General features: G+C 69.9%; 16 protein-coding genes and 1 pseudogene. 2 read left to right on the top strand and 15 right to left on the bottom strand.

Features of this window, described 5'->3' with window-relative positions; genetic code table 11:
• Positions 1-645 precede the first annotated feature (645 nt).
• The 9 genes from ACH4PY_RS25235 to ACH4PY_RS25195 all read right to left on the bottom strand — a co-directional run bounded on the left by ACH4PY_RS25235 (position 646) and on the right by ACH4PY_RS25195 (position 9,547).
• Entirely contained in the window at positions 646-1,710 is a 1,065-nt protein-coding gene (locus tag ACH4PY_RS25235; RefSeq protein WP_398187066.1) for a hypothetical protein, read from the bottom strand.
• A 94-nt stretch (positions 1,711-1,804) separates the two neighbouring features.
• Positions 1,805-2,344, bottom strand: a complete 540-nt coding sequence (locus ACH4PY_RS25230; protein ID WP_398187064.1) for a hypothetical protein — start codon at positions 2,342-2,344, stop codon at positions 1,805-1,807.
• 30 nt (positions 2,345-2,374) lie between these two features.
• Entirely contained in the window at positions 2,375-3,877 is a 1,503-nt protein-coding gene (locus ACH4PY_RS25225) for an ATP-binding protein (protein ID WP_398187061.1), read from the bottom strand.
• Positions 3,878-3,903: 26 nt separating this feature from the next.
• Positions 3,904-4,359: a DUF6238 family protein gene (locus tag ACH4PY_RS25220; RefSeq protein ID WP_398187059.1), complete on the bottom strand. Its 456-nt coding sequence runs from the start codon at positions 4,357-4,359 to the stop codon at positions 3,904-3,906.
• Between the two features lie 37 nt (positions 4,360-4,396).
• On the bottom strand, positions 4,397-5,869 hold the full coding sequence (locus ACH4PY_RS25215) for an SCO6880 family protein (RefSeq protein ID WP_398187056.1): 1,473 nt from the start codon (positions 5,867-5,869) through the stop codon (positions 4,397-4,399).
• A 121-nt stretch (positions 5,870-5,990) separates the two neighbouring features.
• A complete protein-coding gene (locus tag ACH4PY_RS25210) occupies positions 5,991-7,280 on the bottom strand; it encodes an ATP-binding protein (protein WP_398187053.1) in 1,290 nt (429 codons plus the stop codon).
• 28 nt (positions 7,281-7,308) lie between these two features.
• Positions 7,309-7,998, bottom strand: coding sequence for a hypothetical protein (locus tag ACH4PY_RS25205; RefSeq protein WP_398187050.1), 690 nt, complete (start codon positions 7,996-7,998; stop codon positions 7,309-7,311).
• Positions 7,998-8,306, bottom strand: coding sequence for a DUF6112 family protein (locus ACH4PY_RS25200; RefSeq protein WP_398187047.1), 309 nt, complete (start codon positions 8,304-8,306; stop codon positions 7,998-8,000). The genes ACH4PY_RS25205 and ACH4PY_RS25200 overlap by 1 nt, the downstream gene beginning before the upstream one ends.
• A gap of 95 nt (positions 8,307-8,401) precedes the next feature.
• Positions 8,402-9,547 carry a C40 family peptidase gene (locus ACH4PY_RS25195; RefSeq protein ID WP_398187044.1) on the bottom strand — a complete coding sequence of 382 codons (1,146 nt, stop codon included), beginning with the start codon at positions 9,545-9,547 and terminating at the stop codon, positions 8,402-8,404.
• Positions 9,548-10,120: 573 nt separating this feature from the next.
• On the opposite strand from ACH4PY_RS25195, the gene ACH4PY_RS25190 reads away from it, so the two are divergent.
• A complete protein-coding gene (locus ACH4PY_RS25190) occupies positions 10,121-10,867 on the top strand; it encodes a DNA-methyltransferase (protein ID WP_398187041.1) in 747 nt (248 codons plus the stop codon).
• Between the two features lie 99 nt (positions 10,868-10,966).
• Here ACH4PY_RS25190 and ACH4PY_RS25185 read toward each other — a convergent pair.
• Positions 10,967-11,737, bottom strand: a pseudogene (locus tag ACH4PY_RS25185) (DUF5655 domain-containing protein); the annotation flags it as partial.
• Between the two features lie 196 nt (positions 11,738-11,933).
• On the opposite strand from ACH4PY_RS25185, the gene ACH4PY_RS25180 reads away from it, so the two are divergent.
• Positions 11,934-12,914, top strand: a complete 981-nt coding sequence (locus ACH4PY_RS25180) for a hypothetical protein (RefSeq protein WP_398187038.1) — start codon at positions 11,934-11,936, stop codon at positions 12,912-12,914.
• Between the two features lie 28 nt (positions 12,915-12,942).
• Here ACH4PY_RS25180 and istB read toward each other — a convergent pair whose 3' ends face one another.
• The 5 genes from istB to ACH4PY_RS25155 form a co-directional block, all read right to left on the bottom strand.
• Positions 12,943-13,746, bottom strand: coding sequence for an IS21-like element helper ATPase IstB (gene istB, locus ACH4PY_RS25175; protein WP_398187035.1), 804 nt, complete (start codon positions 13,744-13,746; stop codon positions 12,943-12,945).
• On the bottom strand, positions 13,743-15,392 hold the full coding sequence (gene istA, locus ACH4PY_RS25170; protein ID WP_398187032.1) for an IS21 family transposase: 1,650 nt from the start codon (positions 15,390-15,392) through the stop codon (positions 13,743-13,745). The genes istB and istA overlap by 4 nt, the downstream gene beginning before the upstream one ends.
• A gap of 136 nt (positions 15,393-15,528) precedes the next feature.
• Positions 15,529-15,696, bottom strand: coding sequence for a hypothetical protein (locus ACH4PY_RS25165; RefSeq protein WP_398187104.1), 168 nt, complete (start codon positions 15,694-15,696; stop codon positions 15,529-15,531).
• A gap of 257 nt (positions 15,697-15,953) precedes the next feature.
• On the bottom strand, positions 15,954-16,490 hold the full coding sequence (locus ACH4PY_RS25160; RefSeq protein ID WP_398187029.1) for a Scr1 family TA system antitoxin-like transcriptional regulator: 537 nt from the start codon (positions 16,488-16,490) through the stop codon (positions 15,954-15,956).
• Between the two features lie 76 nt (positions 16,491-16,566).
• Positions 16,567-17,058, bottom strand: coding sequence for a Scr1 family TA system antitoxin-like transcriptional regulator (locus ACH4PY_RS25155; RefSeq protein ID WP_398187026.1), 492 nt, complete (start codon positions 17,056-17,058; stop codon positions 16,567-16,569).
• Positions 17,059-17,857 lie beyond the last annotated feature (799 nt).

Raw genomic sequence — 17,857 nt, 5'->3', positions numbered from 1 at the left:
GCCGAGTCCTGCAGCGCATCGACGGCGACGCCCTGGATGACGCGATCGCCGCCTGGCTGGCCAGCCGCGACCCCGACCCTCCGCCACCCGGTCAGACCGACTGAACGACGCCGCCCTGAGTTCTGTACACCACGAGAGGAAGGAGGGGTATGCCGAGGCGTAGACGCCGAGGGCGCCATCGACGCACGAAACCGCCGGACTGGGATCGTAGGCACGCGATGATCAGCTTGGTTCAACTGGCCGTTGAACTGATCAAAGCGCTCGGATCCTAGTCGGCGGTTCCGCTGGGGGCCCGCACCTGCCGGTGCGGGCCTTCGCGCTTGCAGCATAAGCCACAGACACCCAAAGCTGCACGTCAGATGGCACTTCACGATCACCATTTCATTTTCCGGGTCGCCTGACCTGCGCCCCTTGGGCGCGGGTGGGGGTGAGCTGACCGGGCGGGTGGCTGACGGCGGCGGGGTGGGTCGCGTCCGGTCGACGGCGCGGACCGGCTGCAGCTGGTGCGGCAGCTTCCGCGGCAGTCGGCGTCGAAGTCGTCTTCGCCGTCGCGGTTGGGAACACCTCGCGGAGACCGGCCACGCCGGGAGCTGCCGGCCGGGCGGCGGCTCGGCTTGCGTGGCGAGCGAGCGGACGCTGGGGAGGTCAGCGGCCAGGGGTTTGCGGCCGGGCCGGGGGCGGAGGTGTCGGCGGGGGCATCGCGGGCGGCGGCAGCCGGGTGCCGGGCCTGGGGGCAGCCCCGGTGGTGGTGGAGCGTGCCCGTGCGGCGGCGACACGGACAGCCGCGAGTTCAGCGTGCTCCTGCTCGGCGTCGGCGATCGCCTGCAGCACCGGTGCGTGGTCCATGAAGACGGTCACCGCATACCAGCCCTCGGCGTTGCGCTCGACGAGACCTTCGTTGAAGGCGATCCAGCGGTCCGGGCCGACCTGCTGGTCAAGCACAGCGGCCAAGCGGGACTCCCACTCGTCTCGGATGCTGGTGCCCTCCGCCAACGCGGCAGCCAGTGACCGCAGCCGGTACTCCCACCGGGCGGCGGTGGAGGCAGGCAGCGGAAGCGCGGTGAGCGCCGCTTTCGCGTGGCCGATCGCTGCGGGTCCGTGGAAGAGGAACGTCTGGAACGGCACCCAGGCTTCGGCGTCGCGCCGGACCTGCCGGGCGCCGTAGGCGTCTTCGTCCAGGGGGATACCCGCCGCGTCGCAGAGGGAGTCCGAGACCGCGTCCCAGTCATCCAGTGCCTGCTGGGCGAGGCGGTGAGCTTCGCCCAGCGCGGGGATGCGTACTGCCTCGACGGCTTGCCGGTATCGGGGCAGCAGGCGGCGATCGACGTCAGCCGCTGCCCGGACCGGGTCGCCGGATACGGCGATGTCGCGGGGTGTGTGGTCGGCACGTAGAGAGCCGTCGATTCCGGGCGGTGCGAGGGCGGCGACCAGAAACCGCCCCGGGCGCTGTGGAGCAGCGAGAACGACAAGGCGTTCTCCGCTGGGGCCGTTGAGCAGAGCGGCCCGATCGGGCGTGAACCGCTGCAGGGCTCGTTCGACAGGGCCGTTGTCCCACAGCCTGTCTATGACGTCAACGTATGCCGGGCTGTAGGCGAAGTGGGCCTTGGCGACAGCGTTCCAAGGGCCGGGGAGCCGGTACGCGAGGGCCTCGCTGAAGGCTTCGAGCCGGCTCGGGGAATGGTCGTGCGCGTTCGGATCGGGTGTGGGCATGGCGGGTCCAATACGGGTATGACAAAGCGGGTGGGATAGTACAGAAGGGGCATGGTCTGCAGTTCTGCGGCATCTCGCGTCTCTCCTGATGTGGTCAGCGTTGGCGGGGGTTGTCCGGACGGGGTAGCGCCGACGGCCCCGCGGGTTGCTGACCCGGGGTCGGTGCAGCGGTGGCGGGCCGGGCGTCGGCGGCGGGTGAGGGCCTGGTGGCGGCGGCGGTGCGGCGTTGCGCTGCGTTGACGTCCTCCCAGGCGGCCACCGCCGTGTAATAGAGGTCCTCGTCGAGTTCGCCGAGGCGGGTGACGATGCCGGTCACCTGGGCTGCGGCTTCGCCGGCGCCGGCCTGCTGGAACTTGTCGACGGCGGCTTCGAGGAACTCGTGCAGCCTGGGGAGGATGCCGTTCGGGTCCGTCGTGGTGAGGAGGATCAGCTGGGCGACCTCGCTGGGCGCAGCGGCGTGAAGCCGGTTGGTCCCAGCGGTGATCGCAGGCCCCACCATGTCGGGTACGGAGCCCCCCTTGACTGACCAGCGGCGCAGGTCCTCGCTCGTCGGCACGCCGGTACGGGAGGCGTTGCTCTGCTCGGTGGTCCGTCCGGCGTTGTCGTACAGTTCGAAGTCGGGGTGAGGGAACACGGGTCGGCTCCTTCTGCTGCGGGGTGGGTTTCAGCGCATCCGGGCGTCGGTATCGAACAACTGCCGCTCTACCGGGTGCAGCAGGTGCTGCGTAATGAAGCTCCTACCTGCGACTTTCCACAGTCCCCGGCCCTTGGTCAGAGCGGAGACGGCCTGGCTCTCGACGCCGGTCAGGCCGAGCAGCGAGGCTGCGGCAGCGAGCTGGTCGGGTTCCTGGCGGTAGATGATGCGGGTGGAGCAGTCGGCGAGCAGGCCCTCGGCGAGCACCCGGCCGCGCGAGCCGGCATCACCCGCGGACAGCAGATCGCTGAGGCGGTGGATGACCATCAGGTTGGCGATGCCGAGCCCCCGGGAGAGCTTCCACTGGGACTGCATCCGCTCCAGCAGGCCGACGTGCCGCATCACGCGCCACGCCTCGTCGTAGATCACCCAGCGCCTGCCGCCGTCCGGATCCGCCAGAGCGGCCTCCATCCACGCGCTTGCACACGTCATCGCGAGGACCAGTGCAGTGTCGTCGCCGGCGCCGCCGAGCCGGGACAGGTCGATGGACAGCATCGGTGTGGCCGGGTCGAAGGCGACGGTGCTGGGTGCGTCGAACATGCCGCTGAGATCGCCGTGGACCAGGCGGCGCAGGGCGTGAGCAAGGTCCTGAGCGGAGGTTCCCATGTGCCCGGCCTGGTTGCCGAGCGCGGTGTCGAGGCGGTCCGGCGAGCCGAGGACGTGGGCGATCTCGCCGAGTAGCGGCACTGTGCCGGTCCTGTCGGCTTGGGCCACGACCACGTCGAGGGCGAGGTCGAGGGCGGTGTGTTCCATCGGCTGCAGATCGCGCGCGAGAACGGTGCGGGCGAGGCCGGCCAGCAGGAGCAGTCGGCGCTTGCGGGTCTCGGTGGCCCAGTCCGCCTCGCTCACCGACGCGGGCCTGGCCGGGGCGTCCAGCGGGTTCAACCGGCCGGGGAGCCCTGGGCCGAGTGCGATGGTGTAGCCGCCCAACGCCTCGGCGACGGGGCTCCATTCGCCCTTGGGGTCGCAGGGAACGTAGACCTTGTATCCGTGGGCGATAGCCCGGGTGGCGATGGATTTGGCCAGCGCGGACTTGCCCATGCCGATGATTCCGGCGAGGACGGCGTTGGGGTTGGTGAAGCCGTCGATCCGGCCGCTGGAGTACAGCGAGAACGGGTCGTAGCAGAATGCGGCTTCGGCGTGGACGTCCCGGCCGATGAAGATCCCCTCGGCCCCGAGGCCGCCTTCGGCGAGGAAGGGGTAGGCACCGGAGACGGTGGCCGTGGTCATGCGGTGGGCGGGCAGGCGCAGCTTCCCACCGCGGGCGGAAGCCGGACCGGGGCGCCCCGGCGGGGGGTAGGTCGGCCGCAGCTCCGGGTCGAGGCCCTCCTCGCCTCGCCGATTGGCCGGGGTTTCGGCGAGGCGGGCCTTGCGGCGGGCGGCGGCGTATCCGGCGCGGGCGGCACGCTGCTGGGCCCGGGAGGCACTACGGGGCACGAAAAGGTGGGAGGCGCTGGCGCGGGTGCGGGGCATGAACGGTTCTCCAGGCGAGGGCGGGGTCAGCGGCGGACGAGGCCGGTGAACGGGGCGTACAGGTCGGCCGGAGTGCTGCGGCGGCGAACCAGGCGGGCGGCGAGCTGGTGGCGGTGGCAGATGGTCAGCTCCGGTGCGCCTTCGGGCAGCCCGGCACGGCAAGCCTCCCGGTCGGAAATGCCGCCGGAGTCAGGGCGGGGTGCTGCGTGGTAGGCGGCGTGAACATCCGTGGCGGCCTGCCAGATCCGGGTGCGCGCGGTGCTCAAGAAGCCGCTCTCGACGGGGGCGACGGCACCGGTGCGGACCGTGTGGGCATCGAGCAGTTCGTAGACGGCGACCAGGTGTTCGTGCAGCGTGTCCAGCTCCGCGCGGGCAGCGGCGAGCGGGCCGGCGGGGATGTTGAGGGCGCGGTGGAAGTCGAGGGCGGCGGTGGCGAAGGGCACGAAGTCCTGCGCGGTCGGGGCGTGGTCAGCGGGGGACATGGGGGTGCTCTTTCAGCGGGAAGGGGCGGCGCGGGCATCAGGCGGCAAGCGCGAGCGGCAGGGCGGCGGCGGTGAATGCCTCGGCCTGCTGCCACCGCAAGGCCCGTAGGTCGAGCTGCGCGCCGACCGCGGCGGTTTCGACGACCGCACAGGCGGCTCGAAGTTCGTCCTCGGTGTCCGCGCTGACGGTCAGCAGACCGGTGAGGGCGACGTCGGCGTGGCCGGCGATGAGCTGGCGCTCGCGGTTCTTGATGTCCGCGTACTCGATCGAGTCGGCTTCGGAGTCGACCTGGCCGCGCCGGGCCCGTTCGGCGGCGTCCGCGATCACGGAGGCCTTCTTGCGCTGAACATCGCGCAGCGCGGCGTCCAGACCCTTCGGCTCGTAGGACAGCGACAGGGTGCGGCGGACTCCGGCGGTGAACAGGAGCTGGTGCAGGAACCCGGCCGAGGTTTCGATCCGCGGCCAGTTCTCGATCCAGTAGGTGGTGTGGAAGGCGGAGTCGGTGGCGATGTGGTCGGCGGACTCCACCACTACGACCGGTCCGGCCGCAGCGGGGTCGGCTGCGGGGCGGCCGGAGTCCGACCAGCGGTCGAGCGCGGCGAGGGCCTTGGGGTCGTACGCGGTCCGTACGACGGCGGCGATCTCGGTGGCGGACAGCCAGCCCGAGGGGTTGAGGCCGGCGGTGCGTGCGGCCTGCTCGAAGGTGGAGGTCAGCTGGGCCAGAACGGAGAAGGCGCCGGTCAGCCCGCCGCCGGCCTGGTTGATCAGCCGACGGGCGGCCTTGGCGTCCAGCGACACCGCGACATATGCCTCGTGCGGGGCTGCAGCCGGGCCCGCGGACGCGATCAGCTCGCTGTAGACCGGGCCAGCCAGAGGGGCGTTCGGGTTGCCGTGTTCCTCCCAGTAGCGGCGCAGGGCGTCGCCGGAGTCGGGGACGGTGCGCTCGACCACCTGGATCCGGGCGACCTGCCCGGTGCGTGCCAGTGCCGCCAGCGCGCGTCCCCAGCCGGCCACGTTGGCGTTCTGGGTTCCCGGGTCGAGCAGCGCGTATGCGCGGGAGGAGACCTTGACCACGGCGGTCAGGGTGCCGTTCCCCGGGCGGTGGACGGCGCCGTACCGCCGGTCGGGCGCGGTGACCACCCGCAGCGAAGCGGCGGTGCCGGGCAGATGAAGCAGCCCCTCGCGGACCGGGCGGCGCGACGGGCGGGCCAGCCAGATGAGCTGCCCCTGGGCCCGGCGCAGGGCGTAGCGGACGACGATCGGTGTCCAGTCGGCCAGGCTCCTGCCCCGGGAGCGGACGAAGATCAGCAGCAGGATCGCGGCCCACAGCGGGATGAGTTCCAGGGCGCCGACCACGCCCCGGGTGAGGATGACGGCCAGGAGCAGCAGCCCGGTAAGGGTGACGACGATCAGCTGCGGAGCGGTCAGGCCCAGCAGGATGCCCCGGCGGCTGCGGTGTGGGAACTTCACGGTGGCCGGGGCACCTTCGGCGGCGCGGTTGTCAGTCATAGCGTTCCAGAAGGTAGAAGCGAAGGGGTGAGAGCGTGGCCGGACTTACCGGTGGGGTGCGGAGGGAAAGGGGGGCGGACAGCAGTTCGGGAGTTGCTGCCCGCCCCCGACGGGTGCCCGGTCAGGATTCGGCGGACGGCCCCATCGCTCCTGGGTCGGAGCGGATGGCGGGCGGAACTGATACGCCAGAGGTGCCGCCTTCGGCGCCTCCCGTGTCAGGGGCGGCGGGCCGGGTGATCAGCGGCGGGATGCCGGGTCGCTGGATGAGGGCGCGGCCCTTGTCACCGGGCGCGTTGTCGTCCTCGCCGTAGCGGAAGGTGGTCTTCGGGCGGGGCGTGCCGTCGATGCCTTCCTTGCTGAGGTGGGCTCCGGCGGGGTTGATCCCGGAAGCGACGACGCCGTCGCTGCCCGCGCCGGGCACCTGGGCGGGCCCTTTCGGCGCGGGCCTGCCGACGCCTGTCTGCATGGCCAGCGTTCCGGCCGTCTTGGCCGCGCCGGCGGCGACCGCGAGTCCGGCGATGCCGCCGCGGTGCAGGTCGTCGTGGCCGCCGCCCTCGGAAGCCCAGTGGACGAACTTGTAGGTGGCGTACGGGCACAGCAGGACCAGGACCATGACGACCAGGCCGGCCATCGCGTCGGACAGGGCACCGAGACCGTCGGCCGGGTCGGACTTACCCATCGCGGAGACACCGATCAGGAACACCACGGTCATCAGCAGCTTGGAGACCACGAGGGTGGCGGTGGCCTCGATCCAGCCGCGCCTCCAGCGCTTGGCCGCTTCCCAGCCGCCGCCGGATCCGGCGAACACCGCGAGCGAGACGAGGATGAGAACGCCGACCTTGCGGGCGACCATGACGCCCCAGTACATGAATGCCCCGATGGCCATGCCGAGTGCGACCAGGGCGGGGACGCCCCAGCCCAGGCCGAACATCGCCCCCAGTTCGTTGACTTCGACCACGCGGCGGATGGCGTCGTCGATGGAGGTGTCCGCGGCCTGGAAGAGCCCGTTGGACAGCGCGTCGACGACGGTGATCGCGACGGTGGTGAAGGCGACGGCGCAGAAGGAGAACAGCACGCCGGTGACGGTGCCGATGACCGCCTGCGCCAGCGCGCGTTCGTCGCGTCGCCACGCGGCCAGCATCAGCTGCAGGCAGAACGTGCCGACGGTCAGAATCAGCCCGATCGGCAGGAGCAGCTCGTAGTTGTCGCGGAACCAGGGGGCGTTCAGGTCGATGGCCGTGGTCTCGTTGACCGCCTTGGCGGCGAGGTCGGCAGCGCTGGCGGCGAGATCGCCGGCGGACTTGGCCAGCCAGGCGCCGATGCCGTCGGTGACGGCCTGGCCGGTGCTGGACACGACGCCGCTGACGGTGTCGCACACCTTGTCCATCAAGGGGAGATCGCAGGCTCCCATAACGGAACCTCCTTATCGAAGAGGGCGGTCAGGGGGCGACGTTCGGCAGGACGCCGGCGAGCGAGCAGGGCTGGTCGGGCCGGCACTGGACGGCGAGGGTCATCGCGCGGGCCTCGGCACCACCGCGGGGTGAGCCGGTCCAGGCGATCGACTGCTGGCCGGTTACCGTGACGGCGTAGACGTACGCGGCGGTGATCGCGCCCGGATCCGCCTGCAGAGCTTGGGTGAAGGAGGCCGGGAAGTGCGCCTCGTTGACCTTGCCGGTGGCGAACTGGGCGTTGTCGGCCATCCGCTCCCACAGCAGCGGCGAAGGCACGAGGGCGTCGACCGAGGCCCGGTCGGCGTACCTGGTCTCCGTCGTCATCCACCGGCGGAGGGCCGCTACGAGTTCGGGCTGGGAGTAGGCACGGGTGTCGTAGGACCACAGTGCGAGAGCCGTCGCCTTCCCGAAGACGATCGGGTCGTGCGTGTCCGGCGGGACCGGCAGCGTGCTGTACGCGCCGTGCGGCGGCGGCGTGGACGCGACCGAGGTTGAGCTGGGCGTCGGGGAGGCCGAGGCCGGTTGCCGGACCGTCGGCTTGGTGCCGGAGCGGCCGTCGCGGGTGAGGTAGGCGGTCAGGCCGGCGAGGGCGACGAGCACCACCAGGACGACCGCGCCGAGCACGGTCCGGCGGCGTATCCCGGACGTGCCGCCGGGGTTCGAGGACGTAGCAGGCATCAGTGGACCTGCGTTCCCAGCGTGGAGAAGAACGCCACGATCCCATTGGCGGCGCCCAGCAGTAGGGCCGCGCCCGCCGAGACCAGGACGCCCTTCTTGCCGTTGGCCTCGGCCTGGTGGCCACCGGAGTGGTGCCCCCAGGCCCACACCCCGGCGCTGACCGCCATCGCCCCGACCACCGCGATGATCCCGAAGAGGTTGAGGCTGCCCATCACCTGCTTGAGTACGGCCAGGCCCGGGAGCCCGCCCTCGGCCGGCGTGATGCCCGGGTCATAGGCGAGCCGTATCGCCTGGTCAGCGAGAAACATGGGAACTCCAGTTCGATTTACGGCGCGTCAAAGCCTGCCGGGGCGCAGCGATGGCGCGGAGAAGAAAGGAGAGAGGGGAGGGGAAGAAGCGCCGGTCAGACGACTCGGCGGGCGGCGACGATCCGCGGTTTCCAGTCCGCGACCGTGTTGATGTCGACCACGGCCCCGGTGTGCGGGGCGTTGACGATCAGTCCCTGGCCGATGACCATCCCGACGTGCTCGGGATCGGTTGCCGTGCCGCCGGTGAAGACCAGGTCGCCGGGCAGCAGGGCGTCCACGGAGACGGCCGTGCCTTCCCGGATCTGCGTGTACGTCGTCCGCGTGAGCGTGACGCCTGCAGCCTTGTACGCCTGCTGCATCAGCGACGAGCAGTCACACCTGCCCATCGGGTCCGGGCCGTGGCTATCGGTGCACGACCCGCCCCACTGGTAGTCGGTACCGAGCTGCCCGAGCGCCCAGCGGATCGCGGTCTGCACCTTCACCGGGGCGTCGGCTGGGATCGTGTATCCGGCCGGCATCGCGCCCGGCGGGATGACCCCGAAGTCGGTGCCGTCCTCGCCCGGAGCGCAGCCGCCTCCGATACCGCCGCGCACGGTGCCGGTGGGAGCGGAGCCCGACGGAGCGGGAGCCGGCGTGGCACTGCCGGTCGGTGCCAGCAGCGGCTCAAGCGCCTTCTGCAGGGCGGTCGCCAGCGGCTCCCACTTCGCGTAGGCGTCGGGGAGGGCCGACTTCTGCACCGCCTGGGCAGCTTGGGCGACCGACAGCGACTGCCACCCGGAGACCTGCTCCAGCGCCTCGTAGAACTTCGTCGAGGCGTGGACCGGGTCAAGGATCTCGGTCGCGGTACCCCAGCCCTGCGACGGACGCTGCTGGAAGAGGCCGAGACTGTCGCGGTCGCCGTAGGTGAGGTTGCGCAGGCCGCTCTCCTGCAGCGCGGTCGCCAGCGCCACGATCTGCCCGCGGGCGGGGATGCCCATGGCCAGACCGGTGGCCTGAACGGTCTTGGCGTTGGGGACCTGCTCGACCGGGTTGTCCAGACCCGCAACCGCGACGGTGTCGGTGCTGCCACCGTCCAGAATGGCCTTAACCTGCGCGGCCACCGCTGCGGTATCCACAGCCTGTGTGCCGTCGGTGGAACAGGAGGCCGCAGCGCTCCCGGCGGTGATGCCGAGCAGGGGAACGGCCAGCAGCAGTGGACCGGCAGCGGCCAGACCGACGACTGCTCCGGCGGTCTTCTTCATCGCCGCCACCGCCCGCCATGGCCAACGGCGCGACTATGCAGCGGGGTTGGATCGGGGCGTGAGTGGATTCGGGCGTGCTGCATCGCAGCGGCTCCTCGGTGTTCGTAGGAGACGCGGTGCCGGCTTCTCGTGCAAAGCCGCCGGCACCGCGCGGGTGTGAATCCGCCTCCAAGGCGGGTTCGGGTCAAAGGAGTTGGTAGCTCCTGAGCGCCGGTATCAGGTCATGCGCGGCAGCCGGCCGCGCTCATAATCTCAGGTGAAACACAAGAGCCCCCTGTTAGATGCCAAGTCGAGGCGAACGCGGCGATCTGGCAGCCGTATTGGATACGACAACACAGAACAGCACCGGTCAACACGGGTGAAGTGGTGCCCCGCCCTGGTGACTTGGCGAGACAGTAGACCGGAAATCCGGACGCACCAAATGACCCCCGCACAGCCCGTGGAGAGCGCCCGATCCCGTTAGGACGGTCCGGAATTCGCGGCTACTCTCCGGCGCAACCCCCTGCTTCTTGAACGGCCACCGTGGCATTCCCCGGAGCGGGCAGTTCCACCGCGCCCAGAAAGGCCCCGCGCATGACCTACACGCTGCACCGAGGCGACGCCCTCACGGTGCTCAAGACCCTCCCCGACGAGTCCGTCCACGCCGTCATCACCGACCCCCCGTACAACTCCGGCGGGCGCACCAGCTCCGACCGCACCGGCCGCACCGCCCGCGCCAAGTACGTCACCAGCAACAGCGCGCACGACCTGCAGACGTTCCCCGGCGAGAACCGCGACCAGCGCAGTTACCGGTCCTGGCTGACCGAACTGCTCACTGAGGCGTACCGGGCCGCGGTCGAACACGCGGTGGCCGTGGTGTTCTCCGACTGGCGCCAGGAACCCACCACCAGCGACGCGTTGCAGATGGCGGGCTGGACGTGGTCGGGCACGATCCCCTGGATCAAGCCCGCGAGCCGGCCGAGGAAGGGCGGCTTCAAGCAGGCGTCGGAGTTCATCACCTGGGGAGTGAAGGGCAGTCTCGACCGCAGCAGGGACCTGTATCTGCCCGGCTACTTCGTCGCCTCCCAACCCCGCAAGGACCGGGTCCACATCACCCAGAAGCCCCTCGAGGTCATGCAGCAGCTCGTCCGCATCTGCCCCGAAGACGGCACCGTCCTCGACCCCTTCACCGGCAGCGGCACCACAGGCGTCGCCGCCCTGCGCGAAGGCCGCCACTTCATCGGCGTCGAACTGTCCGACCACTACGCCGCCGTCGCCGAGCGCAGGCTCCAGGCTGAGCTGACCCAGGACGACTTCATCCTGGCCGGACCGGAGGAGTGAGAACGAGAACCCACAGACCGGACCGGCTGACCGTTGACACAGAAAATGGGCGGCTGGCGTACCGGAGAACCGGTACGCCAGCCGCCCTTCCCTCTGCTGTCAGGCCGCCTCGAACGCCCGCCGAATCAGCGGCCCCGCCTTCTCCAGGTCGGCCGCCGACGCGATCCGGACCTCCAGGTCCCCCGTCCCGAGGTGGCCAATCCCGCGCATATCGCGCGTGAAGCCCTCCTCCAACACGACCGTGTCCGGGTCGAGGGCGAGGTACACCAGGACGACCCCGTACGACGGACGGAAGAGGACCGAGGCACGGTTCACCATCCGCCGGTAAGCGATGTAGTGACGAAGACGGGCCACCTCCACCTTGCCCCACGCGGTCAACGCCTCGTCTAGCTCGCCGTACAGGTCCCGCAGACACTCGGGAACGCTGCTCGGCGCCGCCCGGAGCCCGTTGCCGACACCGGTCGCTGCCCGCCTCTCCCGGCCGCCCTGCCGCGCTGGCGCCGAACCGGCTGATCCGGGTGAGGACTCGATCAGCATCAGGCTCAGCAAGCCCCCGTCGAAGACCCGGTAGCGCACCAGGTCCATCCGTCTACGGTTCTCGTACACCGCGACCCGGTCATGCCGGGAGAAGTCGCCAGCGATGCACACCGCCCGCGCATTCTGCCAGTCGATCTCCGCGACCGCCTCGGCGCCGAGTCGCTCCCGCACCAGCGCCTCGAACTCGTGACGAGCAGAGCACAGCCACGTTAGATAGGAGGAAGCCTGAGGCAGGACGCCGCTGTCCGCCGTCTTCTTGTACTCCACAACCACCGGAGCACCGTTCTCGTCCAGACCCAGGGTGTCGATCCGGCCGCGATGCCACGGACCTGTCTGGCTTCGTTCACGTGAAGTAGCAGCGTTTGCTCGGCGGTTTCGGCAGCAGTTGGCGATCTTGAACGCTGCGGATGCTCACGAGAAATGACGTCGCGTGGTGCCACCGGATCACGACAGAAGGGGACCACGCTGTTGATCACCGGTCGTTAGACTCCTGGGTTCGGATGCTGTCGAGGGGCTGGAAGGCCAAGCCATGGACGATGACCTTTGGGCTGACTGGCCGGAACGGTTGGTCGGCACGGAGCACGACGTGCGGACGGTCGTCGGCGCGATCCCGCAGGAAGTCAAGGATGGTTTCAGGTACGACGAGGTCGCCTGGAAGCAGTTCCGACACTTCTACGGCCCGGGCGAGGACATCCCCGGACTCCTCACGACGCTCGGCTCCGCAGACGCTGAGGCCGCTGACCGGGCCCTGCGGCAGCTCTGGACGAAGCTTCACCATCAGGGCGGCACGATCGCGGTGGGAACACTGGCGGTGCCGTTCCTGCTCCGGATCGCGGCAACCGGGCACCCCGGGCTCCGTGCCGAAACGCTTCGCCTGGTCGCTGAGATCGGCCGGTGCCAGCACATGGGGGACGGATCGAGGGAAGGCCTGCTCCAGGTCGCCGAGGAGCCGTTGATGTTCGAGGGCAGCACAGGGTGCCCGGTGGACTGGACGATCCAGGCCGCCCGTCAGGCGATCACGGACGACCTGCCCCTCCTACTCCCGCTTCTCACCGACTCCGACCCCGGAGTCCGCTCCATGACCGCCTATGTCCTGGCGATGGCGACCGGCGAGCTCTCACACGTCTCTTCGGCCTTGCGGTTTAGGCTGGCGAAGGAAGACGACGCGGTGGTCCGGGTGAGCCTGATCCTGGCGATCGCCCAACTCGCCCGCGAACACCAGGATGACCATGCTCCTGGGTGGGCCCAGGACCTCTGGTCGGATCACAGCCGACCGCCCGAGGTCCGCATCGGAGCTGGCCTGGCATGGCTGTGCCTGGTCACCGACCCCGTCCCCGACGAGCTCCGCACCCTCCTCACCGACCCCGGCACTCGTCAATACGACGACCTGCTCCAGCCGGTGCCTTGGCTCACCTGGATCGCCACCACCGGTTCCGGGCTGCGCAGTTGCATCGACGAAATGCTCGCGGCGAACATCCCCGGCACGGGGCTTGATGATCCTTGGGGGTGAAAGGCCATCAAGCTGAAGCATGCAGCGGTCAGCCGGCCTTAGCGGGTGCTTCGGCTCGCGCCCGGGTGCTGGCGAGTCGGTAGGAGTCGGTGCCGGTCTCGATGATGGTGCCGTTGAAGGTGAGACGGTCGACGATGGCCGCGCAGAGGCGGGGATCGGTGAAGGTCTTGGTCCACCCGCCGAACGACTCGTTGGAGGCGATGGCGACGCTGTTCTTCTCCTCGCGCTCGGTCAGCACCTGGAAGAGCAGTTCGGCGCCGCGGCGGTCGAGTTCCATGTAGCCGAGTTCGTCGATGCAGAGCAGGTCGACGCGGCCGTAGCGGGCGATGGTCTTGTTCAGCTGCTTCTCGTCGGCGGCCTCCACCAGCTCGTTCACCAGCTTGGTGGCGAGCGTGTACCGGACACGGTAGCCCTGCATGGCGGCCTCGGTGCCCAGGGCGATCAGCATGTGGGACTTGCCGGTGCCGGAGTCGCCGATCAGGCAGAGCGGCTGGCTCTTCTTGATCCACTCACAGCCGGCGAGGGTGTTGATCACGGCGGGGTCGATGTTGGGGTTGGCGTCGAAGTCGAAGGTCCGCAGCGACTTGTCCCGGGGGAAGCCGGCGGCCTTGATCCGCCGCTCGGAGCGGCGGCGGGCGCGGTCGTCGCACTCGGCCATCAGCAGTTCGGCGAGGAAGCCGCGATAGGTCATCTGGTCCTTGACCGCCCTGTCGGCGATGTCGGCGAACTCGTTGCGGATCGACGGCAGCCGCAGGAGCCTGCAGGCGGTGTCGATGGCCGTGGTCGCGGCCTGCTCGGTCAGGTTCCGCTGGCGGGGCAGCATGGCGGTCATGGCCCTTCTCCCTCTCGCAGGTCACCGCCGCCGACGCGGCGATGTCGGAGCAACTGGTCGTAGTGGGTCACCGAAGGCAGCGGCCTGGTGTCCGGCGGAAGGTGGTTGAGCTTCCACTCGTGCAGGAACGTCACCGTCCCCGCTCCCGGCCCGGCAACCGGCCGCGGCGTCGGGGCGGCGATGGTGGGCTCGCCCTCGGTCTGGGCGGCCTTGCGGGCCTCCAACGCCACCGCGTCCGCCGTCAGGGCCCCAGCCCGCAGGGCGGTGGCCAGGCCGGCCACGACGTGCTCGTGCGAGAGATGACGGCCCAGCAGCAGCACCTCGATCAGCGCCCGGGTGCCCTCGGCGTCTCCGTGCGCCCTGACCGCCGCGGCCCACCAGGCGTCGTGAACCGGAGTGAACTTCCCGGCGGAGCGGGCCTGGTCGAGCGCGGTCGCGCCGGGGAAGGCGCCCGGCTTGCGGATCAGGGCCTCCAGGTAGTGGTCCAGCTCCAGCCGGCAGGAGCCCTTGGCGATCAGCCGCTCGTGCCGGGCAACCTCGACGTTCCTGTCGTAGACCACCAGGTGGGAGGCGTGCAGCAGCACCCGGACCCGCTTGCCGATCAGCCGCACCGGCACCGAGTAGCGGTTGGTGCGGACCGTGATCTGGCTGTAACGGTCGACGCGCGGAGTGAACACCCGGCCGGTCTCGAACGGGTCCTCCGGCAGTGGCAGCAGCCGCGGGCGCTCGTCCTCGAAGTACTCGTCGATCGTCCGAGCCCTGGACCCGATCCGGCGCCGCCCGTCGTGCCGGTCCCACTGCTCGACCAGCTCGTTCAGCTCCGCCAGCGACTCGACCTCCGGCACCGGCGCGAAGTGGTTGCGGCGGAAGTAGCCGATCTGGCCCTCGACGCCGCCCTTCTCGTGGGCGCCCTCGACGCCGGGCCGACAGTAGAAGCTCTCGATCCCGAAGTGCGATCTGAAGGCGATCCACCGGTCGGCCTCCACCCGTGCCCGGCTCAGCCCCAGCACCCGGGCGACGGCGGCCTTCAGATTGTCGTAGCGGACCTTACTCCGCGGAACCCCGCCCAGCGTCCGCAGCGCGTGGACGTGGCCCTCGAAGAACGCTTCCTGCCCGCAGGACGCGAAGACGCGGTGGACGGCCTTGCCCGAGTAGGACAGGCGGAAGGAGAACAGGTAGCAGGTCACCAGCTCCCCGGCGAGCTTCACCGTTACGTCGCCGAAGTCGACCTCGGCCTCCATGCCGGGCTGGTGCGTCTGCGGGACGAACGCCTCAATCGGGGCTTTGCCCGACTCCACCAGGATCTGCGGCTTGCGGTCGGCGACGTAGCGCCGGACCTGCTGGTACGAGACCTCGGCGCCGTGCTCGGCGACTAGGCGGTGGAAGATCCGGGTCACCGTGTGCCGCTGCTTGCGCGGCGCGTCCAGGTCGGCCCGCAGAATCCCGTCGATCACCGCCTTGTACGGGTCCAGGGTGGTCGGCCGCGGCGGGAGCTTCTTCCGCGGCTCCGGCCAGACGGAGTCCACGGCCTTCCTGATCGTCCGCCACGACACGTTGTACTTGCGCTCGATCTCCCGCAGCTTCATACCGTCGCGGTGGTCGCGCCGGATCGCGGCGTACAGCTCGACCTTCGACGTCTGCGGCATGACCAGGGCCTTTCACCAGGAGCACCCCGATGCTGCCCTGGCAAGTACCCCGGCGACGTCAAAACTCGTGAACATCACCCATCCGTGGTTCGGGGTGCCTCCCAAACTCGTGAACAACTGACGTCACAACTCGTGATTAAAGCCAACCTGTCGGATACTCCGACGCCAGGAACCGGATGCCGAGCATCGCCTCCATGCCAGCCTCGACCCGCCGCTGCAACTCCACCTCCAACGCCACCGTCGACCCCCGCAGCTCCACCTCCCCGCTCGCGGAATCCAACCGGAACAGCTTGAGATCCGTCACTTGTGCCCCCTCCCGTGATCAGCGCATGAGGAGCAATCCAAATCGGCGGATCGCTATTCCAGCACGCCAGGGTCGGAAGACGGAACGGATGCTGAAACTGCGACGACAGAAGTCACTTACGGTGACCACTTAGGTGTCGAGTCTCCGAACAGGCGTAAGGCGGGCAGCCGCTCAGTCCATCGCAGTGCTCTACCGGGGCAACAGGGAACTCCTCGGTTGGTTGACCGCCGCCCTCCGAGCCGCGGATCTGCCGTGTGCTATGGAGCGCACAGTGCGGCGGTTCTTCGACGGCCTCGACGTCGTCGACGACCTCTGCGAGGTCTCGACGTGGCGGCCCGACAGCAGGGTTGGACCACGGATGCACAGCCGCAAAGTGATCGGATTCGGCGGGGTAGCCAGAATCCCCTGACCGTTCGGCACCGCACCGTCCTCAGCCCAGCCGGTCGATGGCCTCTCGCAGCATCTGCATGCTCGTTTTCCTGTCGACCGCAGCCTGCGTCAGCTTCATGAGGGTCGCACGGTATTCCTCGACGAGGACCGGCGTTGATGTATCGACCCCCGGGCATCTGCTCGAGGTAGATCAGCTCCTGCGCACCGCCCTGCATGAATCTCAGATATGTGATGCAGGACTTCGGCGCCATCCCCCTCGCCGCCGCCCGGAACGGGACGATCAAGATGCTGACGTGCGACCGGTTCTCGGCCAGGCTGTACAGGTGCCGCAGCTGCTCACGGAAAACGGGCACCCCGCCCACGGGCCGCCACAGGACTCCCTCGTCGAGCAGCGCGGAGGACACCGGCGGGTTCGGGGCCGCTGAGGATCTGCTGCCGCATCAGGCGCGCCTGCACAAAGCGCTGGATCCTGTCCCGCGGCTACTCCGCCGGGTCGTCGTAGGCGGACTGGACCACCGCGCGCGCGTACTCGGGTGTCTGCAGCAGACCGGGAACGTAGTGGCACTGATAGGTGCGGATCTCCGTCGCCGCCGACTTCGTCGCGAGCAGCCGGCTCAGCCACCCGGGCACCACATCGCTGAACTCTTGCCACCACTCCGATTTCAGCGTCTGAGCCAGCAGGTGCTCCAGCGCCGCGAGTTCGACTTCGTCGGTGACGCCGAAGAACTGCATCACCGCGAAGACGTCCTTGGCCTTCGGCGGATTCACGCCCCGCTCCAGACGGCTGAGCTTCGCCACAGACATGTCAGCCTTGGCGGTCACGTCCTTGACGGGCAGGCCCGTGTCGTTGCGCAGCCGCCGCAGGTACAGGCCGATGACCTGTCCTGCGGCGACCGGACCGGCTCCGGCGACCGCGGCGGCGGTGGAGAGGGTCAGGTCGGTAGCACCGTCTGGAGGACCGGAGCGGAGCACCCGTGGCAGACCAGCGGCTGGTTGATTATCCAGTCGACCGGCTCGCCGGGCGCCTCGGCGTCTACCAGCCGCCCCGCCACCTCGGCCCGCGCCCGCAATCGGCGCGCGCTAAAGATCTACGCGTTGCGACCCCTGGTGGGGGCGATGAGGACCCGCGCCTGCTGCGGTAGTCGTTGGCGCGCACCCGGAGTTGCGACCCCCGGTGGGGCGATGAGGACCAGGGCAGGCGTCCTGACGGGAGAAGGGCTACTCGCCGACAGCGACCCCCGGTGGGGGCGATGAGGATACGCGCTCGACCTCAGCGATCTCGGGACCCGCATCGGGTTGCGACCCCCGGTGGGGGGCGATGAGGACGCTGACGCCTGCCCGACCGAGGAGGGACCCCCCGACGTTGCGACCCCGGTGGGGGCGATGAGGACAAGCTGATGGCACAGTGCCAGCGCGCCGAGCAGGCGTTGCCACCCCCGGTGGGGGCGATGAGGACATCGGGCCGTCCACTTCGGCGGACACCTACCAGGGCCGGTACAGGTTGCGACCCCCGGTGGGGGCGATGAGGACATGAACCCCACTCACCTGAGCCTGCGGGAAGGCGAGGTTGCGACCCCCGGTGGGGGCGATGAGGACACCACGGATCGCCCCGCGGCCTGGCCGACATATGTTGCGACCCCCGGTGGGGGCGATGAGGACCGAACTGCTGGGCCCCCTGCCCCTGGACCCTGCGGAGTTGCGACCCCCGGTGGGGGCGATGAGGACGCGGGCCGCAGCGCTGCGGAGGGTCGCCGACCTCGGAACGGTTGCG

This window comes from Streptomyces sp. NPDC021224, from assembly GCF_044332905.1.
Lineage (GTDB): Bacteria > Actinomycetota > Actinomycetes > Streptomycetales > Streptomycetaceae > Actinacidiphila.
Note: the sequence above shows the minus strand (reverse complement) of the source record. Positions and strands in the feature narration are given on the sequence as shown.

Excerpts from the sequence above, each read along its gene's own strand:
- istA (WP_398187032.1), bottom strand. The coding sequence starts at position 15,392 with ATGCCGCAGACGTCGAAGGTCGAGCTGTACGCCGCGATCCGGCGCGAC.
- ACH4PY_RS25235 (WP_398187066.1), bottom strand. The coding sequence starts at position 1,710 with ATGCCCACACCCGATCCGAACGCGCACGACCATTCCCCGAGCCGGCTC.
- istB (WP_398187035.1), bottom strand. The coding sequence starts at position 13,746 with ATGACCGCCATGCTGCCCCGCCAGCGGAACCTGACCGAGCAGGCCGCG.
- ACH4PY_RS25220 (WP_398187059.1), bottom strand. The coding sequence starts at position 4,359 with ATGTCCCCCGCTGACCACGCCCCGACCGCGCAGGACTTCGTGCCCTTC.
- ACH4PY_RS25215 (WP_398187056.1), bottom strand. The coding sequence starts at position 5,869 with ATGACTGACAACCGCGCCGCCGAAGGTGCCCCGGCCACCGTGAAGTTC.
- ACH4PY_RS25190 (WP_398187041.1), top strand. The coding sequence starts at position 10,121 with ATGACCTACACGCTGCACCGAGGCGACGCCCTCACGGTGCTCAAGACC.
- ACH4PY_RS25195 (WP_398187044.1), bottom strand. The coding sequence starts at position 9,547 with ATGAAGAAGACCGCCGGAGCAGTCGTCGGTCTGGCCGCTGCCGGTCCA.
- ACH4PY_RS25180 (WP_398187038.1), top strand. The coding sequence starts at position 11,934 with ATGGACGATGACCTTTGGGCTGACTGGCCGGAACGGTTGGTCGGCACG.
- ACH4PY_RS25210 (WP_398187053.1), bottom strand. The coding sequence starts at position 7,280 with ATGGGAGCCTGCGATCTCCCCTTGATGGACAAGGTGTGCGACACCGTC.
- ACH4PY_RS25205 (WP_398187050.1), bottom strand. The coding sequence starts at position 7,998 with ATGCCTGCTACGTCCTCGAACCCCGGCGGCACGTCCGGGATACGCCGC.
- ACH4PY_RS25200 (WP_398187047.1), bottom strand. The coding sequence starts at position 8,306 with ATGTTTCTCGCTGACCAGGCGATACGGCTCGCCTATGACCCGGGCATC.
- ACH4PY_RS25225 (WP_398187061.1), bottom strand. The coding sequence starts at position 3,877 with ATGCCCCGCACCCGCGCCAGCGCCTCCCACCTTTTCGTGCCCCGTAGT.